The 22520-nt window shown below is 39.2% G+C and carries 21 protein-coding genes; 8 read left to right on the forward strand and 13 right to left on the reverse strand.

Annotated features, from left to right (window positions below):
• The first annotated feature begins 13 nt into the window (after nt 1–13).
• Both R2S57_RS06815 and R2S57_RS06820 read left to right on the forward strand, forming a co-directional pair.
• Nucleotides 14–412 (forward strand): META domain-containing protein, encoded by a 399-nt coding sequence (locus R2S57_RS06815; RefSeq protein WP_316844298.1) that lies wholly within the window; start codon nt 14–16, stop codon nt 410–412.
• A gap of 77 nt (nt 413–489) precedes the next feature.
• Nucleotides 490–1413, forward strand: a complete 924-nt coding sequence (locus R2S57_RS06820; RefSeq protein WP_316844299.1) for a YihY/virulence factor BrkB family protein — start codon at nt 490–492, stop codon at nt 1411–1413.
• Nucleotides 1414–1445: 32 nt separating this feature from the next.
• Here the strand turns inward: R2S57_RS06820 and R2S57_RS06825 are convergent, their stop codons facing one another.
• From R2S57_RS06825 to R2S57_RS06835, 3 genes are all read right to left on the reverse strand, one after another.
• On the reverse strand, nt 1446–3605 hold the full coding sequence (locus R2S57_RS06825; protein WP_316844300.1) for a TIM-barrel domain-containing protein: 2160 nt from the start codon (nt 3603–3605) through the stop codon (nt 1446–1448).
• 175 nt (nt 3606–3780) lie between these two features.
• Nucleotides 3781–4371 (reverse strand): porin family protein, encoded by a 591-nt coding sequence (locus R2S57_RS06830; protein ID WP_316844301.1) that lies wholly within the window; start codon nt 4369–4371, stop codon nt 3781–3783.
• A gap of 12 nt (nt 4372–4383) precedes the next feature.
• Entirely contained in the window at nt 4384–4680 is a 297-nt protein-coding gene (locus tag R2S57_RS06835; RefSeq protein ID WP_121282359.1) for a hypothetical protein, read from the reverse strand.
• 133 nt (nt 4681–4813) lie between these two features.
• Between R2S57_RS06835 and R2S57_RS06840 the strand changes: the two genes are divergently transcribed.
• Entirely contained in the window at nt 4814–5968 is a 1155-nt protein-coding gene (locus tag R2S57_RS06840) for a tetratricopeptide repeat protein (protein ID WP_316844302.1), read from the forward strand.
• On the opposite strand, the gene R2S57_RS06845 is transcribed toward R2S57_RS06840, so the two are convergent.
• The 5 genes from R2S57_RS06845 to R2S57_RS06865 form a co-directional block, all read right to left on the reverse strand.
• On the reverse strand, nt 5965–6426 hold the full coding sequence (locus tag R2S57_RS06845) for a DUF4268 domain-containing protein (protein ID WP_316844303.1): 462 nt from the start codon (nt 6424–6426) through the stop codon (nt 5965–5967). The two genes, R2S57_RS06840 and R2S57_RS06845, sit on opposite strands and share 4 nt — an antisense overlap.
• A gap of 164 nt (nt 6427–6590) precedes the next feature.
• Nucleotides 6591–9239: a glycoside hydrolase family 78 protein gene (locus R2S57_RS06850; protein ID WP_316844304.1), complete on the reverse strand. Its 2649-nt coding sequence runs from the start codon at nt 9237–9239 to the stop codon at nt 6591–6593.
• A gap of 154 nt (nt 9240–9393) precedes the next feature.
• On the reverse strand, nt 9394–9978 hold the full coding sequence (locus R2S57_RS06855) for a riboflavin synthase (RefSeq protein WP_316844305.1): 585 nt from the start codon (nt 9976–9978) through the stop codon (nt 9394–9396).
• 222 nt (nt 9979–10200) lie between these two features.
• Entirely contained in the window at nt 10201–11712 is a 1512-nt protein-coding gene (gene accC, locus R2S57_RS06860; protein ID WP_316844306.1) for an acetyl-CoA carboxylase biotin carboxylase subunit, read from the reverse strand.
• Between the two features lie 110 nt (nt 11713–11822).
• A complete protein-coding gene (locus R2S57_RS06865) occupies nt 11823–12845 on the reverse strand; it encodes a GntG family PLP-dependent aldolase (RefSeq protein ID WP_316844307.1) in 1023 nt (340 codons plus the stop codon).
• Between the two features lie 220 nt (nt 12846–13065).
• Here R2S57_RS06865 and R2S57_RS06870 point away from each other — a divergent pair, with 220 nt between their 5' ends.
• Complete coding sequence (locus tag R2S57_RS06870) at nt 13066–13926, forward strand: N-acetylglucosamine kinase (protein WP_316844308.1); 861 nt, start codon at nt 13066–13068, stop codon at nt 13924–13926.
• Nucleotides 13927–14085: 159 nt separating this feature from the next.
• Here the strand turns inward: R2S57_RS06870 and R2S57_RS06875 are convergent, their stop codons facing one another.
• Nucleotides 14086–14775: an NUDIX hydrolase gene (locus tag R2S57_RS06875; protein ID WP_316844309.1), complete on the reverse strand. Its 690-nt coding sequence runs from the start codon at nt 14773–14775 to the stop codon at nt 14086–14088.
• A gap of 111 nt (nt 14776–14886) precedes the next feature.
• On the opposite strand from R2S57_RS06875, the gene pfkA reads away from it, so the two are divergent.
• From pfkA to gap, 3 genes are read left to right on the forward strand one after another with little or no spacing between them, the layout of a single operon-like run.
• On the forward strand, nt 14887–15873 hold the full coding sequence (gene pfkA, locus R2S57_RS06880) for a 6-phosphofructokinase (protein ID WP_108200905.1): 987 nt from the start codon (nt 14887–14889) through the stop codon (nt 15871–15873).
• Nucleotide 15874: 1 nt separating this feature from the next.
• Nucleotides 15875–16717 (forward strand): hypothetical protein, encoded by an 843-nt coding sequence (locus R2S57_RS06885; RefSeq protein ID WP_316844310.1) that lies wholly within the window; start codon nt 15875–15877, stop codon nt 16715–16717.
• A gap of 7 nt (nt 16718–16724) precedes the next feature.
• Complete coding sequence (gene gap, locus R2S57_RS06890; protein ID WP_316844311.1) at nt 16725–17723, forward strand: type I glyceraldehyde-3-phosphate dehydrogenase; 999 nt, start codon at nt 16725–16727, stop codon at nt 17721–17723.
• Between the two features lie 610 nt (nt 17724–18333).
• On the opposite strand, the gene R2S57_RS06895 is transcribed toward gap, so the two are convergent.
• Together R2S57_RS06895 and R2S57_RS06900 are read right to left on the reverse strand one after the other, a co-directional pair.
• Nucleotides 18334–19080: a metallophosphoesterase gene (locus tag R2S57_RS06895; protein ID WP_316844312.1), complete on the reverse strand. Its 747-nt coding sequence runs from the start codon at nt 19078–19080 to the stop codon at nt 18334–18336.
• Between the two features lie 8 nt (nt 19081–19088).
• Nucleotides 19089–19649, reverse strand: a complete 561-nt coding sequence (locus tag R2S57_RS06900; RefSeq protein ID WP_316844313.1) for a hypothetical protein — start codon at nt 19647–19649, stop codon at nt 19089–19091.
• Nucleotides 19650–20143: 494 nt separating this feature from the next.
• Here R2S57_RS06900 and R2S57_RS06905 point away from each other — a divergent pair, with 494 nt between their 5' ends.
• Nucleotides 20144–20380, forward strand: a complete 237-nt coding sequence (locus tag R2S57_RS06905; protein WP_316844314.1) for a hypothetical protein — start codon at nt 20144–20146, stop codon at nt 20378–20380.
• Between the two features lie 344 nt (nt 20381–20724).
• Here R2S57_RS06905 and R2S57_RS06910 read toward each other — a convergent pair whose 3' ends face one another.
• Together R2S57_RS06910 and R2S57_RS06915 are read right to left on the reverse strand one after the other, a co-directional pair.
• Entirely contained in the window at nt 20725–22095 is a 1371-nt protein-coding gene (locus tag R2S57_RS06910) for a hypothetical protein (protein ID WP_316844315.1), read from the reverse strand.
• A 130-nt stretch (nt 22096–22225) separates the two neighbouring features.
• On the reverse strand, nt 22226–22486 hold the full coding sequence (locus R2S57_RS06915; protein WP_316844316.1) for a hypothetical protein: 261 nt from the start codon (nt 22484–22486) through the stop codon (nt 22226–22228).
• Nucleotides 22487–22520: the final 34 nt, after the last annotated feature.

Below are 22520 nucleotides of genomic sequence, written 5' to 3' on the forward strand. Positions count from 1 at the left end.
TAAACTTATCCTTATGAAACACCTTATTTACTGCAGCATGCTGATTTTGTTATTGAGTTCTTGTAAAGAAAAACTGGATCCGGCAAGTTTTACCAATACCAAATGGGAACTCACCGAACTGCCTGGTTTAACATTGCCAGCTTCGGCAAAAGCAACCCTAAATTTTGCAGATAGTTTGAAGATCAGTGGAAAGTCATTCTGCAATAGTTATGGTGGCAAGGGCGAAATTGTGGACAATAAAATAACGGTCAAAAATGTTTTCGGCACCAGAATGTTCTGTCAGGAAACTGATGCAGCCGAACGCTCCTACCTGCATGCCCTTAACCAGGTAAACAGTGCTAAAATAACTGATAACAAGCTTTATCTGCTCAATGGCGATAAAACACTGCTTGTTTTTACTAAAACGAATTAGAAAACTTTAACATTTATAAAAAAGGCTGAACAAAGTATTTTTACTATTTTCGGCCTTTTGAGTTTAACGCAGGAGTAATGCCATCGATAACAGAAGATCTGAAGTTTTTTTTCTCAACCATAAAAAACGCCTTTAATTTATTCCAACAGAACGATCCCTTACGCCTGGCCGGTGCAACTGCATTTTTTACCAATTTTGCACTACCTCCGATTTTAATTATCCTGATCAGGCTTTTCGGGGTGTTTACCGATAGAAAATTGTTGGCTACCCACCTGTTCGAGCGTTTGGCCAGTATTCTCGACAATGAGAGTATTTTACAGATCAGAACGACCTTAAAAAATATCCGCGGCATCGATCAGGCCTGGTATGTTACCCTGTTCAGTTTTATATTTTTCCTTTTCGTTGCTACAACTTTATTCAACGTGATTAAAAACTCCCTGGAGCAGATCTGGAACATTGCCCAAAAAGACAAAAAGGGAATCATTAGTACCCTTAAATCGAGGGCGATATCAGTTACCATTATTCTCTTAGCCGGCATCTTGTTTTTTATCGGTTTATTGGCCGATAGTGTACAAGCCTTTATCGGTGCTTATTTAAAAAATGGCGCGCCTTCTTTTGGATTGATCCTCACCTCAGTAATTAATCAGTTGGTATTTGTGGTGATTGTAACCACCTGGTTTACCATATTGTTCCGTTATTTAACCAACGGGCGCCCAACCTGGCGGGCAGCTATTTCTGGTGGACTATTAACCGGATGCCTGTTTACCGCAGGAAAATATATTTTAAGGATTTTATTGCCATTAAGCAACATCAGTAATATTTACGGCTCGGCAGGATCGATTATCGTAATTATGCTTTTCGTATTTTACTCATCCTTAATATTCTACTTCGGTGCGTCGTTTATAAAAGCCTTAAGTGTGGGCAGGGCTACACCAATTATACCTAAAAATGGTTCGTTCGCTTATGAGCTTACCGAGGTTGAACCGGAAAAGGAAGACTAAATTCTATCAGGAAACAACATTATGCTATATGTTTATTGGATTTGGTTCCAGTTTTTAATGTTGTATAACGATTTTCTTTTTTGATCTGTCCGCTTAACTATTCCTTTTCCCTTCACATATTCCAAACTTAAAATTCCATAATTCCCATCCTGGTAGTTAAAAGTAGTGCCATCATCTTCAAACAGAGTTGTTTTACGGAGTTGCGTTCCATATAAATTGCAGGTAATCTCGAATTGGCTCTGTGGTGTGATATATTCGAGTGGTTTTGCAAGTGGTAATATTGCTCCTTCTTTTACAAATAAGGGCAGCTCGGTATATCCAACTTTTATAATATAAGATTTCCCTCCCTCGTATTTTTTGTTACTATTGAAGTTATACCAGTTTCCTTTTGGAAGATAAATGCTTCTTTCTTCCGCTTTCTCTGTCAAGGGTGCGGCCAACAGGTCTTGCCCGATCATGTATTCATCAGCAATGTTATAAACAGCTTTATCGTCCGGATAATCAACTACCAGTGCCCTGAATGGTGGCGTACCTTGTAGGTAATATTCTGAAAAAGCATTATACAGGTAAGGGATTAAACTCATTCTGAAATTGAGCAGTTTACGGACGTCATTTTCTACTTCTTTCGCATTGTTCATCAGTTCGCCCCTATTGTTTTTTTCCTTATCGATCTGTAACCAGGGTGGATTTTGAAGATACCAGGAATTGTAAAGCGTTTGAGCAGACAGTACCGCAGTCTGGCTCCGTCTCATAAGGTCGCTAATGGAGTTTGATTCACGAACCTCCGGCGACCAGATCAAGCCTGAAAAACCTGAATTGCCAATCATTTCAATATAATCCTTATGTCCATAAATATCGGTGTAAATGGCCGCGGGATAGGAAGATGCAAATGCATTTGAGGATCTTACGTCGAGCAGGGTCCGTTTATTCAAATCTTTAAATATCCCATAGATACTTTTTTGATAGAGCAGTCCAAATACCTGATGCATTTGTTCACCATCAATGCCTGATGGAAATTCACTATGTTCTGGAAAACTCCATGTAGCACTGCCATAGCTTAAATTGGAGTTGTCGCACTCATCCATTTTGAATCCATAAATTCCTTTCTCAACGAATGTTTTTTTATGGTAGTCTGCAAACAGGTTACGCGCTAAAGGGTCTGCAAAATCAGGCACCAAACCATTCCACACCAAATAATTTCCAGCACGGCCTTTGAGTTGATTATAAAGCGGGGAAGCCGAGTTTACAAAGGCATGTTCCCAAAGATTTAACTTAAATCCTTTTCTGTACATCGTATCTGTAAATTTATTTGGAGATGGGAAAAACTTTTCGTTCCAAACGTAAGAGCACGAATAAGCAGTCGTTTGCCATTTCGGCTCCAAACCAATAACATCACATGGAATATGGTTCTTTCTAAAATAGTCTGCAACCACACCGACCTGACTTTGATTAAAATCAGCTTTCACCCGATACTTCACCCCCAGCGCCCACATTGGTGGTAGCGCACCGCCGCCAGAAAAAAGGTTGTAACGCTTCAGCGCCGTCAGGAGGTCTGGCCCCTCGAAGATAAAAATTTCGATTCCCTTTGCGCCCGGAATATCCGCAACCACCTTGCCCGCAGCTTGTTTACGGTTTTGATATAAATCTTCCACAGAATTGGCTGCACCGAAACTTTTTGCCGGTTGATTTGAATCATCTTTCAGCTCATTTGTGGTTCCGCAATAAAAGGTGGTATAACGTGAGGTATTGATCAATATACCATAACCTTTGGTAGAAACATAAAAGGTGGATGGTGCGTGTGTATAACCGAGATCATTTAAAGGATTATCATTCACAATCGGTTTTTTCCTCAAGCCTCTTTGGTTAAAAGAACCGATCTGTAACCCGAAGCCATATAACTGCTCATCGTCACTTAAGGGGATTTTTACAACTGTTCCCCGGGCATTTACCGAGATTTCTATTTCTGAAAGCTCAAATGGGAGTTTCCCATTGGTCAATTCGCCCATTGCTGCAGCCCTGGGTTTCTCATTGCAAAAACTGTATGGAGTGAATTTATCAGGCTGACCAGTGCTGATTATTTTAACGCCCGGACCAACAGTTGTAATATTTGGCTGAGGTGCTGAGGCCACCACACACTTAGCGCCAAATAGCATAAAAAAGCATAACGCTTTCGCAAAAGAATATCTCATCATATTTTTATACTTGCAATTATGTAAATATAAATCGTTTTAGCATATATGTTGCGTTTTTCAGCTTGTTATTTTTGTTTGATTAAAACCCTAGCTTGATCAGCTTAACACAGAAATATAAGGCGCAAAAAAAGGGTGCCCATTTAAATGGGCACCCTTTATACAATTTTAATATCAGTTACAAAATCCTGTAACCTAAGCCAACTGTAAATAAGTTTAACTTAGTACCAGGATAGCCTGCTTTATTAATTTTTGATAAACCCAATTCGTAACGCGCATCAAAGCTTAATTTTTTAAGGTCTAAACCAGCACCAAACTGCCAAGCCAGAGCCTGATTTTTAAAATCTGCCCTAAAAACGCTTCCAGCCGCCTGACCGAAACTCTGGTTTTCATCTAAGATTAATGAAAACATTGGTCCGGTATTTAAGCGAAGACCAATACCAGCGGCACCAAATTTGGTACCTACCAATAAAGGCACGTCCAAACTTGTAAAACGTACTTTATTTACTTCTCCCGTTGCATCACTCACCAAATCTGCTTTCTTTCCTGAAACATAAAGTTCCGGTTGGAAGTAAACACCTGCTGCACCTACCCTGGCCCAAAGACCACCGTAAAAACCTGTGCGGTTATTACTGTTAAAAGTGTTTTCACTATCAAATTTCGAAAAATTTGCACCAGCTTTAATGCCCAGCTGGAATGATGGCAATACCTGTGCGCTGGCGAATAGGCCAACAAGCAAAAAGGCAACGGTTAAAGATAAAAATTTCATATGCGTTTAATTTTAGCTGGTGGCATTGTTGATGGCTTCCTGTTCTTTTAAAGCATCCACATTGTTTTTATCACCAAAGTTTTGTGTTTTACCTGCAAAGTAATCTAAAATTCCCGAAATAGTATCTAAGTTATCAGCTAAATTTTGATGAATATCTGGTAAATCTTTTTCCAGGCGGCTATCGCCCAGTTCGATATTATCGACTTCAATCTTACCAATTTTCTGAATAAGTGCCTGTTGAGAGTTTTGCAAATCTTCCAATTCACGCACGATCTTTTCCATTAATTCAAACTTCTTTAAAGTATTCATAGGTCTTATTTTTTTAGTTCAACTATTCCTTATAAACCCCTTAGCCTCTATTTTGTTTTTATGCGCCCGTTTTTTAACAGTTAAATTTGGAATTATCAAAAACAACTAATAAATTAGTTTAAAATTATCGGTCATGAGAAAGCTATGCACATTGTTGATATTAGTAAGTTTAGGTTTAACAGGTTACGCACAAAATGCATCTGGCGTTGATAAGGAGAAACTTTTCGATTTTTACCAGACACAACGTTATGCTGATGCCGCGCAGTACCTGAAGGAAATTTATGGAGAAGAAGTAAACGATTTTAAAACGCTCAGTCAGATCGGTTATTGCTATTTAATGGCGGGCAATAATGTTGAAGCAGAAAAATTTTACAGTAAGGCTTATGCATTGCAACCACAGAACCTGCCTATACTCTTCAGTTTGGGCAACATCAATACCAAAAGGGGCAATACCGAAAAAGCCAAACTGTATTATGGTGAAATTGTAAAAATAGACAGCAATAACTTCAATGTGCAAAAACTGATGGCCAACCTGTACAGCTCGCCAAAAGATGATTCATTAAAACGCATTTACCTTTTAAAGGCCAACCAGATCAATCCACTGGAAGGTGATGTAGCTGCCGATCTTGCAGAGGTACAGGCCAATTATCAACAATATGAAAAAGCATATGATGTACTTGATATTGCCATTAAAGGAGATAGTGATAACCTGGTGTTACAGCGGGCAAAACTTCCCATTGCCAACCAACTCAAAAAGTATGCTGAAGTAATTGCTGCAGGAGAGAAGTTACTGAAAGATGGTGCCGATGCAGGAGTGATAAAAGACGTAGCCAAGGCTTATTATTATAGCAAAAAATATCAGAAAGCCATCGACCTGTTTAAACTACTGGAAGAAGCTGCGATGGAAAATGAGGCTACTTTATATTATACCTCACTCAGTTATCGCGCATTGAAAAATTATCCACAAGCAGCTATTTACACCAAAAAAACAATCGATGAGGCCATTTCGCCCAATACCTCCAGTTATTATTCGTTGTTGGGGCTGGTTTACGAAGAAAACAACCAGCTGCCACTGGCCAATGCTGCATATAAAAAAGGGTTACAGTTTAAGGCCACACCAACTTTATATTACCGCCTGGCTGTATTTTACGATACGCGTTTAAAACAGGGAAAAAGTGCACTTAAATATTATAACCTCTATTTAAAAAGCAAGCCGAGCATCATGGATGATAAGGAAGAAATTAAATTTTCGAAGGACCGCATCGCACAACTCAACCTGACCGATTAAACCAGATCTTCGAAAACGGGTTTTACATTGTCCCAAAATTCATCAAGGGCAATGATCCTGGGTTTAAAAAAGGAGATCAGTTCTGGCCAGTGCTGTTGGTTGAAAATGCTCACCCCTTTAATACTGATGGAAATCTGTGATACCGTTTTTCCGAAATCATCTGTTGCATCTTTGATCCAGTCCCACTCTTCATTTACCGTATTGGTAAACATCAGCTTAAACGCTTCAAACTGCTCGAATATGAGGTGCCTGATATCGGCATCGGGGTGTGAAAGCTGAATGCTGATAAAAGCTTTTTTGCTGTCGACATCCATTTTAAAGAAGATGTTTTTCACCCCTGTTTTATAGTTGGTCCAGTTTACAGTCGAACCGCTGGCCGAAGGAACGGGTTTCATATATTGTCCAAAACTGATCCAAAACTGTTGGCGTAAACGGGCTGATTCTTCTTTACTGTACATTTAATTTTTACTGCATCTGATGGAAAGTGCATCATAATTCAATTAATCTGTCACGTTGAGCCTGTCGAAACGCCTGATCATGCATTTAAGCTAGTCCTTCGACAAGCTCAGGATGACAAATTTATATATTGATACAACTTTCAGTGAAGCTGCAATATTAACGATTAATATTTATATTCAAAATGATAGCTGCCAGAGCCAATTTCTTCCTTTTTATCGCTTTTTGGCAGTATTACGGTAGCTGTCGCATTGGCTGGAACGGTTACATCGAGCTTAAAAACACCGTCTGCAATGGTCCACGACGATTTAACGGTACCATAAACTGTTTCCAGTTCTGCAGATGCATTGCTTAGTTTTCCGCCAGGCCGGGGTGCAATCAGGATGCTTTTATAGCCCGGTTGAGTAGACACAGGATTGATGCCGGCTATATTTTTATACATCCAATCGCCAATGGCGCCATAAGCATAATGGTTAAACGAATTCATATCTGCCGTTTGGAAAGATCCATCCTGTTTAATTCCATCCCAACGCTCCCAAATGGTTGTTGCACCCATTTTAACCGGGTAAAGCCATGAAGGATAACTTTCCTGCATCAACAGATCATAAGCCACATCTTCGTGACCAAATCTGCTCAATACATGGCAAAGGTATGGTGTGCCCAAAAAGCCAGTGGTGAGGTGGTTTCCGTAATCTTTTACATTATCTACCAATCTTTGAGCAGCCTGGGCACGCAGGTTTTCAGGTAACATATCAAACTGTAGCGCCAACACATAAGCAGTTTGGGTGTTCGAGATCAGTTTGCCACTTGGTGTCATATTTTCTTTAATATAAGCCGCTTTGATCTGCTCCAATAATGCGCTGTATTTCGTTACATCATCTGTTTTACCCAATACTTTTGCTGCATTTAAGAGCAACTGTGTAGAGTGTGCATAAAATGTTTGGGCAATCATGTATTTATCCGTAACCGCAGCACGGCCATCGTTATCATCATTGGGACGGTAAAATAACCAATCGCCAAAATGAAATCCCGTGTTCCAAAGGTTGTTTTTAGATACTGAGGAGATATAATCCACCCATTTTTTCATACTGCCATATTGTGCTTCCAATATTCCTTTATCTCCATAAGCTATATACATATCCCAGGGAATAATGGTGGCCACATCCGCCCAGCCAGCTGATCCCGCATCCCTATCGCTCAATACATTTGGCACCACAAACGGTACGCTCCCGTTTGGCAACTGATCTGCAGCAACATCTTTTAACCATTTGGTAAAAAAGCCCGATACATCCATATTATAAGCTGCCGTTGTGGCAAATGCCTGTGCATCTCCTGTCCAGCCTAAACGTTCGTCTCTTTGTGGACAATCAGTTGGAACATCAACAAAATTGCCCTTTTGTCCCCACGAGATATTATGTTGCAATTGGTTTAAGAGCGCATTTGAAGTGCTAAATTTCCCACTCGTTTTCATATCCGAATAAACCGCTACAGCGGTCAGGTTTTCTAACTTAAGTTCCCCAGGATAACCTTCTATTTTTACATATCTAAATCCCTGAAAAGAAAAATGTGGTTCGAATATCTGCTCAGCATCGCCTTTTAAGATATAGTTGTTTTGTTGTTTGGCTGTTCGGAGATTGGTAGTATAAAAATTCCCTTCTTTGGTTAATACTTCGGCATGGCTGATGGTAATTTTTGTACCTGCAGCACCTTTGGCTTTTAGCATTACCCAACCCACTAAATTCTGTCCGAAATCGACAACCGTTTCGCCAAACGGGGTTTTAAATATTTTCAGGGCCTTAAATTCTTCATGTTTGCTTACTTGTGGTCCGCTCATCCCAATCAGTTTTTCTGGTCCTTTGTTTAGTTCCTGAACAGGTTTCCAACCGGCACTTTCTTTAAAGCCGGTATTGTTCCAGCCCGCTATCTCCTGCCTGGCATCATAAGTTTCACCGTCGTAAATATTGGAGGCGCGTATTGGGCCATAAGCAGTTTTCCAGCTGTTGTCGGTAATGATGGTTTCTTTGCTTCCATCGGTATATTCCACTTCAAGCTGTAGCAATAATGCCCTGGCATCGCCATAAAACTGTTTCTGGTAACCAAAACCGATGCGGCCTTTGTACCAGCCATCGCCAAGTGAAACGCCGATTACGTTAGCACCTTTCTTTAATGATTTTTTGATGTCGTAAACCTGATATTGGATATGGTCTTTATAACTCGTCCAGCCTGGCGCAAAGTAGGCATTGCTCACGCGTTCACCGTTAATATGGGCTTCATATAACCCTTTTGCGGTGATATAGGCTGTTGCGATTTTTACATCCTTTTTTAGGTTGATTTCCTTTCTGAACAGCGGACTGGCCAGCGCAGTATCTTTTCCCTCTACCGAAATCCATTTCGCACTCCAGTCTTCGGGTTTTAAACCCGTTTGAAAAAACTGAACCGGCGACCATGCAGACGTATTACCATGATTATCTTTTACCCTAACCTGCCAGTAATATTTTGTTTTTGACGAGAGCTGAGGTCCATCATAAGTAACCAGCACCGATTGATCGTTATTAACTGTTGCTTTCCAGAAAACTTTATCAATGCTTGCCGAAGTACCCAGTTTAATTTCGTAATTACTCTGTTTCGTATTTTTAATATTCGAAACGATCTTCCAGCTAAACCGTGGTTTAGGGTTATCAATACTGGAAGGATTCACTAAATGTTCAAGGGTTAAATCTCTTAACGAGATTTTCTGTGCAAATAGTTGAGTCGCGGATAAAAACAACAAGGTAATGGTAAACATTACACTCGAGGTAAGGGAAATCTTGTTCATAAATGGTTAGCGTTAATTTTTTAATCTTAACACTACGATATTCAGAAATATTATTCAAGCAACCATCCTGCACTGTTATGCAAATTAAACGTCTAAACAACGATAATAAACATATAACAAACTATAATTAAAATACTTACGAACAAAAAAAAGATTATCGGTTCATTAATCTGGCAACATATTTTCCGATGATATCGAACTCTAAGTTTACGGTATCGCCTACTTCAACCTCCTGAAGATTGGTATGTTCGAATGTATAAGGGATGATAAAAACAGAAAATTCGTCTGCCTGAGAATTTACCACCGTTAAACTGATACCATTTACACATGCAGAACCTTTTTCTACAGTCACATTTCCGGCAGAAGCATCATATTTAAAGCGGTACTCCCAGCTGCCATCCAGTGCTTCGCGTTTCACGCAAACGGCCGTTTGGTCTACATGCCCTTGTACAATGTGTCCATCCAATCGTGCGTTCATCTGCATGCAGCGTTCGAGATTGATTTTACTACCCACTTTTAAACCATCGAGATTGGTTTTGTTTAAGGTTTCATCTATTGCGGTAACGGTATGGGTTCCATCATTTAAGGCAACCACGGTTAAACATACCCCATTATGGGCCACGCTCTGGTCGATTTTTAGCTCGTGGCTGATGGATGATGAAATGGTAAAGTGGATATTGGTATGGTCGTTTTTTATGGCGGTAACCTCGCCAAGAGTTTCTATAATTCCTGTAAACATTTTTTCATTTTTTAAAAGTTTCGTCATTTCCGCGCAAGCGGGAATTCTAATGCACATACAAATCCTACCGAGGCATTACGATTATCTTCGATAAGCAATCGTGGTTCCCAATCAACCCAATAGCTATCGATTTGAGAACAAAGATATATCGAATGACGGATTTTATAATTTATTGGCGAGAAAGGTGCTGAAACAAGTTCAGCACGACGACATCCCTATTTATTAATATTTCAATCTATTTTTTCTCCAGTCAGAAGTGTTTTTAACTACTACACCTCCCGGCTTTGTATTCTTAGTATCAAAAAGCTTTGCTGCAATTACAGCTGCAATGAGTGCTTCTGTTTCATCCTGGGCCTTTAAACTTTCGGGCTTAAAGTATTTGCCCACGAAGTGGGTATCAAAATTGCCGGTTTTAAAAGCCTCGTGCTGCATCACAAATTTACCAAAACCCAGAGTAGTTTCTATCCCCGTAATATCATATTCTTCAATGGCCCTCACCATTCTTTCTATCGCTTCTTCCCTATCTTTTCCATAAGTAATCAATTTGGCGATCATGGGGTCATAATAAATCGGGATTTCCATACCCTGTTCAAAGCCATCATCAACCCTTACCCCATTGCCTTTAGGTGTAGTGTAAGTCTGTAAGGTACCGATATCTGGGAGAAAATTATTGGCTGGATCTTCTGCATATACCCTAAGTTCTATGGCATGTCCGCTGATTTTTAAATCCTCCTGGGTAAAGCCTAATTTTTCACCTGAAGCAATTCTGATCTGTTCTTTCACTAAATCTATCCCCGTGATAAGTTCGGTTACCGGATGCTCTACCTGTAACCGGGTATTCATTTCAAGAAAAAAGAAGTCGAGGTTTTCATCCAAGATAAACTCTACCGTACCAGCGCCTGTATAGTTAACCGAGCGGGCCACATCTACCGCACATTTACCCATCTCCTGCCTGATTTTCGCTGTTAAAACTGATGAAGGGGCTTCCTCTACCACTTTTTGGTGGCGTCTTTGCACGGAACATTCACGCTCAAAAAGATGCACAATATTACCGTGGTTATCGCCCAAAACCTGTATTTCGATATGCCTCGGCGAGGTAACGTAACGTTCGATAAAAACAGCACCATCGCCAAAGGCCGAAGTGGCCTCGCTTACCGCAAGCTGCATCTGTTCTTCAAAATCTGCTGCCTGCTCTACAATGCGCATGCCCTTTCCGCCACCACCTGCAGCCGCTTTAATCAGAATTGGGAAACCAACTTCGATAGCACGCTGTTTCGCCTCATTCACATCCTGAATGGCTTCTTCGGTACCGGGTACCATTGGAATATTATATTTTAATGCGGCAGCCTTTGCCGACAGTTTATTGCCCATGGTTTCCATAGCCTGGGGCGAAGGACCAACCAAAATCAGTCCTGCATCTGCAACTTTTTGCGCAAAACCGGCATTTTCTGATAAAAATCCATAACCCGGATGAATGGCCTCTGCCCCAGTAAGTTTACAGGCATCGATTATTTTTTCGCCCACCAGATAACTTTGGTTGGAGGGCGCCGGACCGATACAAACGGCTTCATCGGCATAACGCACATGTAGAGCATTGCGATCAGCTTCTGAAAAAACAGCAACGGTTTTGATCCCCATTTCCTTAGCCGAGCGCATAATACGCAGAGCGATTTCACCACGGTTCGCGATGAGGAGTTTGGAGATTGGCGTTAAAGGTTTGGAATTATTAGGCATTTTGGTTAGACTTTAATATATATACAGGTTGTAAATGAACTACCTGACTATTGACCATTAACTATAAAACTATTGACATCGGACTCCCGTCTTCGGACCTCCGACTATACCTACAAATGTAATATTATTTCAATTGCCTGATCGATCATTTCAGCACTCAGATCCAGATGCGTAACCAAACGGACGGTACTGGCGCTGGTGGTATTAGAATGCAATCCTTTTTCTTTTAGCTGTTGTACAACTTTCTCTGCCATTCCTTTTTCTACTTCAAAGATTACAATATTGGTTTCTACCGGCATTACCGATTTCACGTATTTTGTACTGGCCAATGCATTGGCCAAAGCTTGTGCATGGGCATGATCATCTTTTAAACGCATTACATGATTATCGAGTGCATAAATACCCGCAGCAGCTAAAAAACCTGCCTGGCGCATGCCCCCACCAAAAGCTTTCCTGATTTTACGTGCCTTATGGATCATCTGTTTGCTTCCCAATAGCACAGAACCAACAGGAGCACCAAGCCCTTTTGACAAACAAACAGAAATACCATCAAAGTACTTTCCATATTCACTGGCCTGGTCGCCGGTTGCTTCAAGTGCATTAAAAATACGTGCTCCATCCAAATGCAGTTTCAATCCTTTTATATTACAAAGATGATGGATCGGTGCAATCTGCGATAAAGTATAACAGCTACCACCGCCTTTATTGACCGTATTTTCTAAAACCACTAAACTGGAGTTAGGGTAATGGATATTGTCTTCGTTAATTTCAGGCTCAATCAGTTCTGGTGTTAAAATTCCCCTTTCGCCATACAACAACCTTACCGATGCCGCAGAGTGGTAGGCAATGCCGCCAATTTCGTAACGGTAAACATGTGCCGTTTGATCGCAGATCACCTCATCCATCGGCTGGGTAAAACATTTGATCGCAATCTGGTTGGTCATTGTCCCCGAGGGACAAAATAACCCGGCTTCCATATTAAAGGTAGCAGCCAGTTTTGCCTCCAGTGCTTGCACCGTTTCATCTTCACCAAAAACATCGTCACCCACTTTTGCACTCATCATGGCATCCAACATTCCGGCGGTTGGTTTGGTTACCGTATCACTCCTGAAATCTAAAAATCTGTTGTTCATTTCGCTATTTTGTTGTAAAATATTCTTGACGTTAAAAAAAAAGACCAATGCCCTTTCTGGTATAATTTTAAGGTTTTTAGGCGATTAAACACCCTATATAGTGTATTTTTTACACACTTAAATTCCCACAACAACAAATTGTTAAAAAATTATTAAAAAAAAGGATACAAAATATAAGAGTTTTTATACTTTTATCGTGCTAAAACCAAAAATAAATAAAATGATAGTAATTGCAGACGGCGGATCTACCAAAACAAATTGGTGTTTGATTAACGAGGCCGGCAGAAAAATTTACTTTAACACTGAAGGTTACAATCCATATTTTTCCAAAGGAGAGTACATTGTAAAGTCTTTGAATGAGACTCTTCCAGACCACTTGGAAAGAGAGAAATTAACAGCAGTTTATTACTACGGCGCCGGCTGTTCTACACCAGCAAATGTAAAGATCGTGGCTGATGCCATGCAACAGATTTTTACCGATGCAACCATTTTTGTAGGTCACGATTTACTTGCCTCTTCTAGAGCACTCCTTGGAAACGAGCCAGGATTTGCTGCTATTTTAGGGACAGGTACAAACTCATGTCTTTATGATGGATCTGAAATTACCATGAATATCGATTCTTTGGGTTATTTCTTAGGTGATGAAGGCAGCGGTTCGTACATCGGTAAACGTATTTTAAGCGATTACATGAAAGGTTACATGCCGAAAGGATTACGTGAAGCTTTTTACGATAACTATGCTTTAACCAACGAAGATATTTTCGATAACATTTACAACAAACCATTGCCGAACCGTTTTTGCGCAAGCTTTAGTAAATTCTTATACGATTTTAAAGATAACTACGAAGATTATGCTTTTGCTACAATCGATTATGCCTTTACCGCATTTTTCGAAGCTTTGGTAATCCACTACCCTAACTACAAAGACCACAAATTAAACTGTGTAGGTTCTGTAGGTTACAGTTTCCGCGATATTTTAAGTATTGTAGCCGACCGTTACGAAATGGGCGTGGGCAAAATTATCCGCTCACCTATAGATGATCTGGTACATTACCATTTAGAGCTAGCGCCTAAAGCTTAGTCTTCAGTCCTTAATCTGGAGTCTTTAGTCCAGAGTTTTATACAAGATAATATACAAGCATTAAAAAACCGGTTTGATTTTCAAACCGGTTTTTTAATTTTATAACTGATGTTTTCCTTTAGTCTTTTCAGCTCTCGGCTCAACGCCAAACGCCCTCCGCTAGAAAGATATCTCTTTTCCAAAAAGCTTCGCGTACTTCCGTTTATCAAAGCGGTATAAGGTAGCGGCGCGGTACGACACACCTTTCTGTTTCTCGTCGAGTTCTTTCAATACGCCAAAACCGATAATTTTCTTTCTAAAGTTACGCTTGTCGAGTTTTTTCTCCAGAACAAGTTCATAAACATGCTGTAACTGGGTTAGCGTAAATTTCTCCGGCAGGAGTTCGAACGCGATCGGTTGGTGTTTAATCCGGCGTTTTATTTTTTCTAAACCTTTGTCGTAAATTTTCTGGTGATCGAAAGCCAGTTTCGGCAAATCGGTAATTGGCAACCAATTGGCGCGTTTTGCATAAGTACTGATCGGACGCAACTCTTTATCACCGCCCAAACGGATCAGTGCATAATAAGCCAGCGTAATTACCCTCCCCTGCGGGTGCCTGTGCGGATCGCCGAAAGCATAATACTGTTCCATGAAAATACCGCGTAAACCGGTAAGTTCGTACAAAATCCGTGAGGCTGATTGATCTAAACTTTCATCAGGACCAACAATGTTACCGGGCAGTGCCCACCAATCTTTAAATGGTTCTTCATTCCTTTCGATCAGTAAGATTTTTAATTCCTTACCATCAAATCCAAACAAAACGCAATCTATCGAGAATACAGAATCTAAATGAGGTAAAATTTGTTCCAAAGTAAAATTTAGTTATTTTAAGCAGATAAAGGTATGACTTTCAATATTAAGTAAAAAAAATAAAATAAATTACTTAGTGTAAAAAATACACACTATATTCGTATTATAAAGATGGAGCCAAATATAAAAAATATAGCTGTACTTACTTCTGGAGGCGATGCCCCAGGAATGAATGCTGCAATTAGAGCTGTTGTTCGTACCGGAATTTACCATGGCATTAATATGTTTGGTGTAATGCAAGGTTACCAGGGTTTAATTACCGACAACATAAAACCAATGGACGCCCGTTCTGTAAGTAACATTTTACACTTGGGCGGAACCATATTAAAAACAGCACGCTGTTTAGAATTTAAAACAGACGAAGGTCAACAGATTGCCTACAATAACTTAAAGAAAAACGGAATTGATGGATTAGTGGTTATCGGAGGTGATGGAACATTCACCGGAGCGAAACGCTTTTCAGAAACTTTCGGTGTTAAGGTAATCGGTATACCGGGTACCATTGATAACGACTTAGTTGGATCTGATTTTACTTTAGGTTACGATACCGCCATTAACACGGTAATCGAGGCCATTGATAAAATCAGGGATACAGCCGATGCCCACGACCGTTTATTCTTTATTGAAGTGATGGGCCGCGATTCGGGATGTATTGCATTGAGAAGTTCGATTGCCAGTGGTGCCGAAGCGGTTTTATTGCCTGAGCGCGAAACGAGCGTAAACGAACTGATTAATAAACTCGCCCTTGGTGCAGCTACAAAAAAATCGTCGAGTATTGTGATCGTTGCCGAAGGCCACAAACAAGGTGGCGCTTACGATATCGCTAAAAAAGTAAAGGAAACTTTCGACCATTACGATACCAAAGTAACCATCCTGGGTCACCTGCAACGTGGTGGTAGCCCGAGCAGTTTCGATAGGATTTTAGGCAGCCGCTTAGGTTTTGCCGCAGTAAATGCGTTAATTGCAGGCGAAACGGAGCAAATGGTAGGTTTAAAAGGAAACGAAATAAAATTAACCAGCATAAGAGAGGCTTTAACAGCGCACTCCTTTAAACTCGAACCCGATTTAATGGAAATGACGGAGGTACTTTCAATATAATATGGTAGCAGTTGTTTATAGCGGATCGAAAACAGCATTCTGGAAAATAACCCAAAATGGACAGGTGGTTGCACATTGCAATACTACGGGCTTAAACCCCTGCTTTGTTGATCCGAAAACAATCTTACAGATTTTAAACAAAAAAGTTGCACTGGTAAACAATGCAGAGAATATAAAGAAAATCTATTTCTTTGCGGCTGGAGCATCATCGGAAGACAGAAAAGAGGAATTAGCCAAAACGCTGGGATCATTTTTTAAATACAGCAAAATTGTTGTGGAAAATGATTTATTCGGAGCAGCTAAGGCCGCCTGTTACGATCAACCTGGTATTGTTGGCATGTTGGGCAGCGGCGCACATTGCGCCTATTTTGATGGCAAGAAACCAGTAAACAATAACTTTGGATTAGGTTATATATTGGGCGACGAGGGTTCTTCAAATTATTTTGGTAAAATACTGCTTAAAGAATTTTTAAGTCATAAAATGCCTAAAGATATTGAAACCAAGTTTACCTTAACGCACAATCTAGACCGCCCTCAAATATTAGAACGTATTTACAATAAGCCGCAGGCCAATATATTTTTAACCTCATTTTTCGATTTCATCACCCAAAACAGCAAACACGAATATATCCGCAAGCTGATTGATAAAGGATTTGAAAAATATATAGAAACCTATGTTTTGCCAATGGCCGAAAAATACAACGACCGCGATATACATATCGTGGGTAAAGTAGCCGCAGAGCTCGAAGACCCCTTAAGGTTAACAGCTGGCAGATACGGCATTAAAATTAAAAGCATTATTAAAGAACCAATACAAAATTTATTAAAACATTACATTAATTAACAAAACAATGAGCAAAATTGGAATAAACGGCTTTGGCCGTATCGGCCGCCTGGTTTTCAGAGCCGCACTAAAAAGAGGATTGGATATTGTAGCGATTAACGATTTGATCGAGCCAGATTATATGGCATACATGTTAAAATATGATACTACCCACGGTAGATTTGATGGTACTATCGAAGTTGTTGATGGTAACTTAGTCGTTAATGGTAAAACAATCCGTGTAACTGCAGAAAGAAATCCTGCAGATTTAAAATGGGATGCTGTAGGTGTTGAAGTAGTAATCGAATCAACAGGTTTATTCTTAACCCGTGCTGATGCTGAAAAACACATCGCTGCGGGCGCTAAGAAAGTAGTTTTCTCAGCTCCAGCCAAAGATGACGATATCCCTACTTACGTAATGGGTGTTAACCACCATAAATTAACTGCAGATCAGACTATCGTTTCTAACGCGTCTTGTACTACAAACTGTTTAGCACCAATTGCTAAAGTTTTAAACGATAACTTTGGTATTATTGAAGGTTTAATGAGCACAATCCACGCGGTAACTGCAACTCAAAAAACTGTTGATGGTCCTTCGGCTAAAGACTGGAGAGGTGGCCGTGGTGGTTTCTCTAACATCATCCCTTCTTCTACAGGCGCTGCTAAAGCAGTAGGTATGGTTTTACCTGAATTAAAAGGTAAATTAACCGGTATGTCTTTCCGTGTTCCTGTTGCTGATGTTTCAGTAGTAGATTTAACTGCACGTTTAGAAAAACCAGCTACTTACGAGCAAATTAAAGCAGCTATGAAAGCAGCTTCTGAAGGTGAATTAAAAGGTGTGTTGGCGTATACTGAGGACGAAGTTGTTTCTTCTGACTTCATTGGCGATGACCATGCTTCTATTTTCGATGCAAAAGCTGGTATTTCATTAAATGATAATTTCGTTAAAGTGGTATCTTGGTACGATAACGAGTGGGGATATTCTTCTGCATTGGCTAAATTCGTAGAATACTACGCAAGTTTATAAGAAAAAACAGCATCAAACGGTTTTTTAAACCATATAAAAGGCAACATTATTCACTTAATGTTGCCTTTCTGTTTTAAACATGTTTTTCACCAGTAAAATGTATTTTAATTTTATGCAAAAAAATACTTTACACAGCATTATCCCCTACCAAATCATCATTTTCGACATAAAAAATTCAAAAATGAGCTTAAAAAATTGATAAAAATCATTTTACAAGGAAAACTTGATACTATTTGACGATATCATATTATAAATTGATAATATTTAACAATTACTTAACATATTTTTGAGTTATATTTGCAATACAGTCGTTTTAAACATCGATATCTCCTATAAAAAGATCAAGAAATAAAAAATGACAAAAAAAATACTTAAATTTTTCTTAGTGTATTTTTTACACTATCAAATTTTTTACTATATTTGTAGAGTAATAAACGGAACGATGTTTATCACCACTAAAAAAGATAAATCATTTTCCTGAGAAACTTCGGTTTAGATGGAAGATTAAAGACAAAGCCTGGCTCATAACAGGTTTATATTTGGTTAGAAAAAAGAGACAAGTCTGGATAGATTGTCTCTTTTCTTATTTTAGGGCAAATTGAATCCAGATTTATACTTCAATGATCAATTCTTTATCATAACCATTATATTTTTCATTGATATAGCCGTGTGGATTACAGATAATTTCCGTTTCATCAATCTTGTACCTAACCGGGGCATGAATATGACCATGAATCCAATAAACAGGTTTGTATTTGAGGATAACATCTTCAAGATCTGATGCGTAAGCTGAAGCGATTGGATCGTTTTGATATTCCTGCGGAATAGACCTTATACTTGGCGCATGATGGCTAATCACTACATTTTGATATGCCTTTGATTCTTCAAGACTTCTTTGCAGCCAGTTTTTAGAAATCTGATGGATTTTATAGGTATCAATCGTTCTTAATTTCGAATAGGAAGGATCTCTTCTGATCATCCTGTAATCATTCATCTTACCCTGGCAGATGATACCATATTCTACAGGATTACCAAACAGGGAAAAATCCGTCCACAAAGTTGCTCCATGAAACCTGATGCCCCCGAAATCAATATGATCATTTTCTACCACCTCAACATTTGATCCTCTTGAGGCTTCTGCTATTTTACGGAGTGTATTCGGGTAGGTTCCCTTGTAATATTCATGGTTGCCCAAGACATAAATTACAGGTTTATCCGGAATATTTTCTTTTATCCATGTTATGCCTTTTACTCCAAGATTGATGTCACCCGCTAAAATAACGAGATCCGCATTTTCGAAACTCAACTCCGAAACTCCAAATTCCTGGTGCAAATCGCTTATGATCTGTATTTTCATTTACCCCCTTATCTACCAATTGTTTTGTGCCTCCAAACAGCAATCACATTGGCATCGGCATGGTGCTCTTCTGGATTATTTTCTAAAAGAAGCTTTTTTATTTCATAAGCTTTTTTGAAGTCATTAATTAATCCCCTATCGTTTAAGTCTGATGGCAGAAACGTTTCATCAAAACCACCGCAATTGCTTAAAGCACTTATATCAAACTCCTGACCCAACAATTCATAACCTACAAATTCATATCCGTCAATCAAGATATTCTTACAGTCATGATCTGGTTCTACGACCATTGTCAAAAGATTAAATTTACTTTGAGGTTTCATTCTTTTGAAAACATAATCAACTGTTGTGAAAAAATTGGTCTGATATAAATTTACACCATGAATAAAACCCCAATCTGTTCCATTTTCGTAATCAGGTTCCACCAAAACTTCGTTCAACAGACCATCTAAAGAAATGAGCTCTGTTAAATGGGATAACCTGGCCCATTCTATGTACTTCACCCACGACATTCCATCCTGATCATAATTTTTATCGTAAGTTCCTCTTGCTGTATATAAAAAATCCATTAATCATCATTTTAGGTAAAAAATGTATCTAAAACCATTTTTCAGAAAACAAAAGGCAAAACACATAAAAAAGCGGAGTAACCTTTGCCTTTCGATGAAGATATATAATCTAAGAAACAACGCAAAATTTTAAATCATTTCATTCAGATGCTATTAAGCCATAATGCACCGGTCCTATTCATAAACCTGCCTTAACTGATGAAATACAGCACCTCCATTTCCAAAAACTAAAAAACATTCTGATTATGATATCACAATTTCAGATTGTCTGGATTACTGACATCGGGTATGAAATATGGTTATAAATCTAATAAGCAAGATTGTAAAAAGAAGCGGCGACAGAAATTGTCCAATTAGTATTAATAAATAAAATCTATTTCTGACTATATAGAATCAGTGACAGTTAGTTTATATGGGTCTTATTAAAACTTTTCGCTTGTTGTTCCGCTAGAGTGGAAGTCAATAGCCCCGTCAATCCCTTAATTCACGTAGTCATGAAAATCAAAGGCACTCTGCTATTTATTATCATTTTATTAGGCGCAAATATCAACCTTTTTAGTCAGGCATTAACAGGATGCGGGAAAAATAGCACTGGTGTTATCCACTATCAGAGAAATGGATTTGGCAGTGGTGCAGGAAACGAAGCTAAATTCAAATACAATAACATCCATTTTCGACATATTCAGCAAGTAGTTCAATCCGTCCAAGGTTTACTACATTTTCGCTCGTAATACCTACCACAAACTGTTGTATCGAGACCGATTGCGGCAACGATCTTTTTTTATATAACTTCACGGATATCGCCTGCCCGCTAGATGATAATGCCTTAATTTTATTAGCGGCATTTGGTATTTCTGGTTTTGTTTTAATTAGAGGAAATTTGCCGGATGAGTTATACGCTTGATGGCATAAGACTGATAAATAAAAAAGGATGTAACCACTGGTTACACCCTCTATCTAAATTAACGCTCTCAACTATGAAGTTGATATAAGGCTCTCACCCCTTATAGAGGACAATATTACTACAGAAAGATTAAGATTTGATGAAGATTTCCATTTTGGAAAATAAAAATATTTAATCTCCGCCACAACCGCCACAGCTTCCGCAAGAACTTCCACAGGATGAACCGCATGAACTGCCCCCACCCCCACTATTTCCGTCACCGCCATCTGTCCATCCGTTTCTCCCATAATTTACAAATGGAATTAAAATCGGTGTTAAAACTGCCGCGCCGTATAAAAAATAACTCCATTGCCAATCTTCTTCTGCTTTGCGTTTATACTGAATATTATTTTCATACCAGCTGGGAATAGCCACCGCACTTAATATCATGCTAAGTTTGCGCAGATAGGAAAATATAAAGAAAAGTAAAAACACAAATATGATAACCACTTGTATCACTGGTTTATCCCTCATAACGCCTGTGATTAGCCTGATCAGCGGAAACATTAATAACAGGGCAAAAACTAAAAAACTGTTATAAAATAACTTTCCAAATGTTTTAGATTGTCTAAAATGATATTTAAAGGTATCCAAACTATTGCTTACATTTCTGAATATAGCTTTTGTCCCCAATATCTTTAACAACTGCAAGTAAGACATCCTGCCTAAATCCTGCAAAACCGCAACAATTTGCGCATGCTCCACAGATTCAACCTGAACATTCCTGGAAACCGAAATCATTTGACCGCTTATCTCTATTGTTCCGTTATCGATCAGCTCATTCACCGAACCGCTGATCACATCAGATAGCCGACCGGTTTTGAGATAAATCAGTTCAAAAGGCTGTAGATGATAAACAAACGAATCACGATCAAAATCATTTAGAATTTGCCTGATTTTATTCTTATTGTACAGGTTTAAAACCACATACAGCGGAAGTACCACGCCCATATAGCCCAATATAAAATAGGGATTATCGATACGCACGTAAAGGGGCTTGAGCAAATAATAAAACGGGAGGACGAGCAGAATAAAAACCAACACACCATATAGTGTAAAGTACCCGGTTTTTAGTTTTGCTGGCTCAAGCTTTAAACTCCCCAGCATCGTATCATATTTCCAAATGCTTTCGGGCTGTTGACCAAAATGATTAACGTAAAGTCTTGCTGTCTGCTCTGCAGCCCTTTTAAACTGGTCAAACTGTGTTTTATGATGTGTAGAGGGAACATGCTGAATAGCCTTGCCGAGCAAGTCGCAAAAATCCTGGTAGGATTGTGAGAAAATGAGGTGCTGGTGCCAAACCACATCAACAATGGCAGAAGGCGAAACCATTACCTCAGAAATAGCTGCCAGATACATAAACTTTTTATACTCCAGAATCGCTTTTTCGGTAAAATTTTCTGTCCAACGGTTTTCTTTGGCCAACCTGATGGAAAAGGGATATTCTCCCGATGGTTGATCGAGATCAAATTCCTGCACGCTATTCCAGAGCGTTTCGTTCATGCCCAGTTAAGTTTTATTTTTCAAGCTCCAGCCACTTCCCTATCTTTTTCCAGGGAATGCTAAGCAACATAAATAATAATCCAAGTAGTATTTCCATACTGTAAATATAATAAAAGTTAGGCAAGATACATTACACCAGTTCTTTAACCAGTTTGCTACGGATCCGGCTAAGGGTTTCTAAGCGCATACCCAGGTAACTTGCAATACACCTTAAAGGTACTTTAGATACATCATAGGAATTTAGTTCCAAAAACTTTTCGTAACGTTTTTCCGCTGAAGGAATCCGCGCAAGTATTGATCTTTCTGAGGCGGCATGATATTGAAGTGCCAAAATCTTCCTTCCAATAACATTTGTTTCGGGGCAGATTGCATAGAGCTTATCAATCAGCACATGAGAAATTAGGGGTCTTCGTCACTTTTGGTGA

The sequence above is a fragment of the Pedobacter psychrodurus genome, from assembly GCF_032678585.1.
GTDB classification, from domain to species: domain Bacteria; phylum Bacteroidota; class Bacteroidia; order Sphingobacteriales; family Sphingobacteriaceae; genus Pedobacter; species Pedobacter psychrodurus_A.

Bases quoted from the DNA above. Each gene is read 5' to 3' on its own strand.
- R2S57_RS06830 (WP_316844301.1), bottom strand. From the start codon at position 4,371: ATGAAATTTTTATCTTTAACCGTTGCCTTTTTGCTTGTTGGCCTATTC.
- accC (WP_316844306.1), bottom strand. From the start codon at position 11,712: ATGCCTAATAATTCCAAACCTTTAACGCCAATCTCCAAACTCCTCATC.
- gap (WP_316844311.1), top strand. From the start codon at position 16,725: ATGAGCAAAATTGGAATAAACGGCTTTGGCCGTATCGGCCGCCTGGTT.
- R2S57_RS06900 (WP_316844313.1), bottom strand. From the start codon at position 19,649: ATGGATTTTTTATATACAGCAAGAGGAACTTACGATAAAAATTATGAT.
- R2S57_RS06855 (WP_316844305.1), bottom strand. From the start codon at position 9,978: ATGTTTACAGGAATTATAGAAACTCTTGGCGAGGTTACCGCCATAAAA.
- R2S57_RS06825 (WP_316844300.1), bottom strand. From the start codon at position 3,605: ATGATGAGATATTCTTTTGCGAAAGCGTTATGCTTTTTTATGCTATTT.
- R2S57_RS06885 (WP_316844310.1), top strand. From the start codon at position 15,875: ATGGTAGCAGTTGTTTATAGCGGATCGAAAACAGCATTCTGGAAAATA.
- pfkA (WP_108200905.1), top strand. From the start codon at position 14,887: ATGGAGCCAAATATAAAAAATATAGCTGTACTTACTTCTGGAGGCGAT.
- R2S57_RS06870 (WP_316844308.1), top strand. From the start codon at position 13,066: ATGATAGTAATTGCAGACGGCGGATCTACCAAAACAAATTGGTGTTTG.
- R2S57_RS06840 (WP_316844302.1), top strand. From the start codon at position 4,814: ATGAGAAAGCTATGCACATTGTTGATATTAGTAAGTTTAGGTTTAACA.
- R2S57_RS06865 (WP_316844307.1), bottom strand. From the start codon at position 12,845: ATGAACAACAGATTTTTAGATTTCAGGAGTGATACGGTAACCAAACCA.
- R2S57_RS06820 (WP_316844299.1), top strand. From the start codon at position 490: ATGCCATCGATAACAGAAGATCTGAAGTTTTTTTTCTCAACCATAAAA.
- R2S57_RS06845 (WP_316844303.1), bottom strand. From the start codon at position 6,426: ATGTACAGTAAAGAAGAATCAGCCCGTTTACGCCAACAGTTTTGGATC.
- R2S57_RS06895 (WP_316844312.1), bottom strand. From the start codon at position 19,080: ATGAAAATACAGATCATAAGCGATTTGCACCAGGAATTTGGAGTTTCG.
- R2S57_RS06815 (WP_316844298.1), top strand. From the start codon at position 14: ATGAAACACCTTATTTACTGCAGCATGCTGATTTTGTTATTGAGTTCT.
- R2S57_RS06835 (WP_121282359.1), bottom strand. From the start codon at position 4,680: ATGAATACTTTAAAGAAGTTTGAATTAATGGAAAAGATCGTGCGTGAA.
- R2S57_RS06850 (WP_316844304.1), bottom strand. From the start codon at position 9,239: ATGAACAAGATTTCCCTTACCTCGAGTGTAATGTTTACCATTACCTTG.
- R2S57_RS06905 (WP_316844314.1), top strand. From the start codon at position 20,144: ATGAAAATCAAAGGCACTCTGCTATTTATTATCATTTTATTAGGCGCA.
- R2S57_RS06910 (WP_316844315.1), bottom strand. From the start codon at position 22,095: ATGAACGAAACGCTCTGGAATAGCGTGCAGGAATTTGATCTCGATCAA.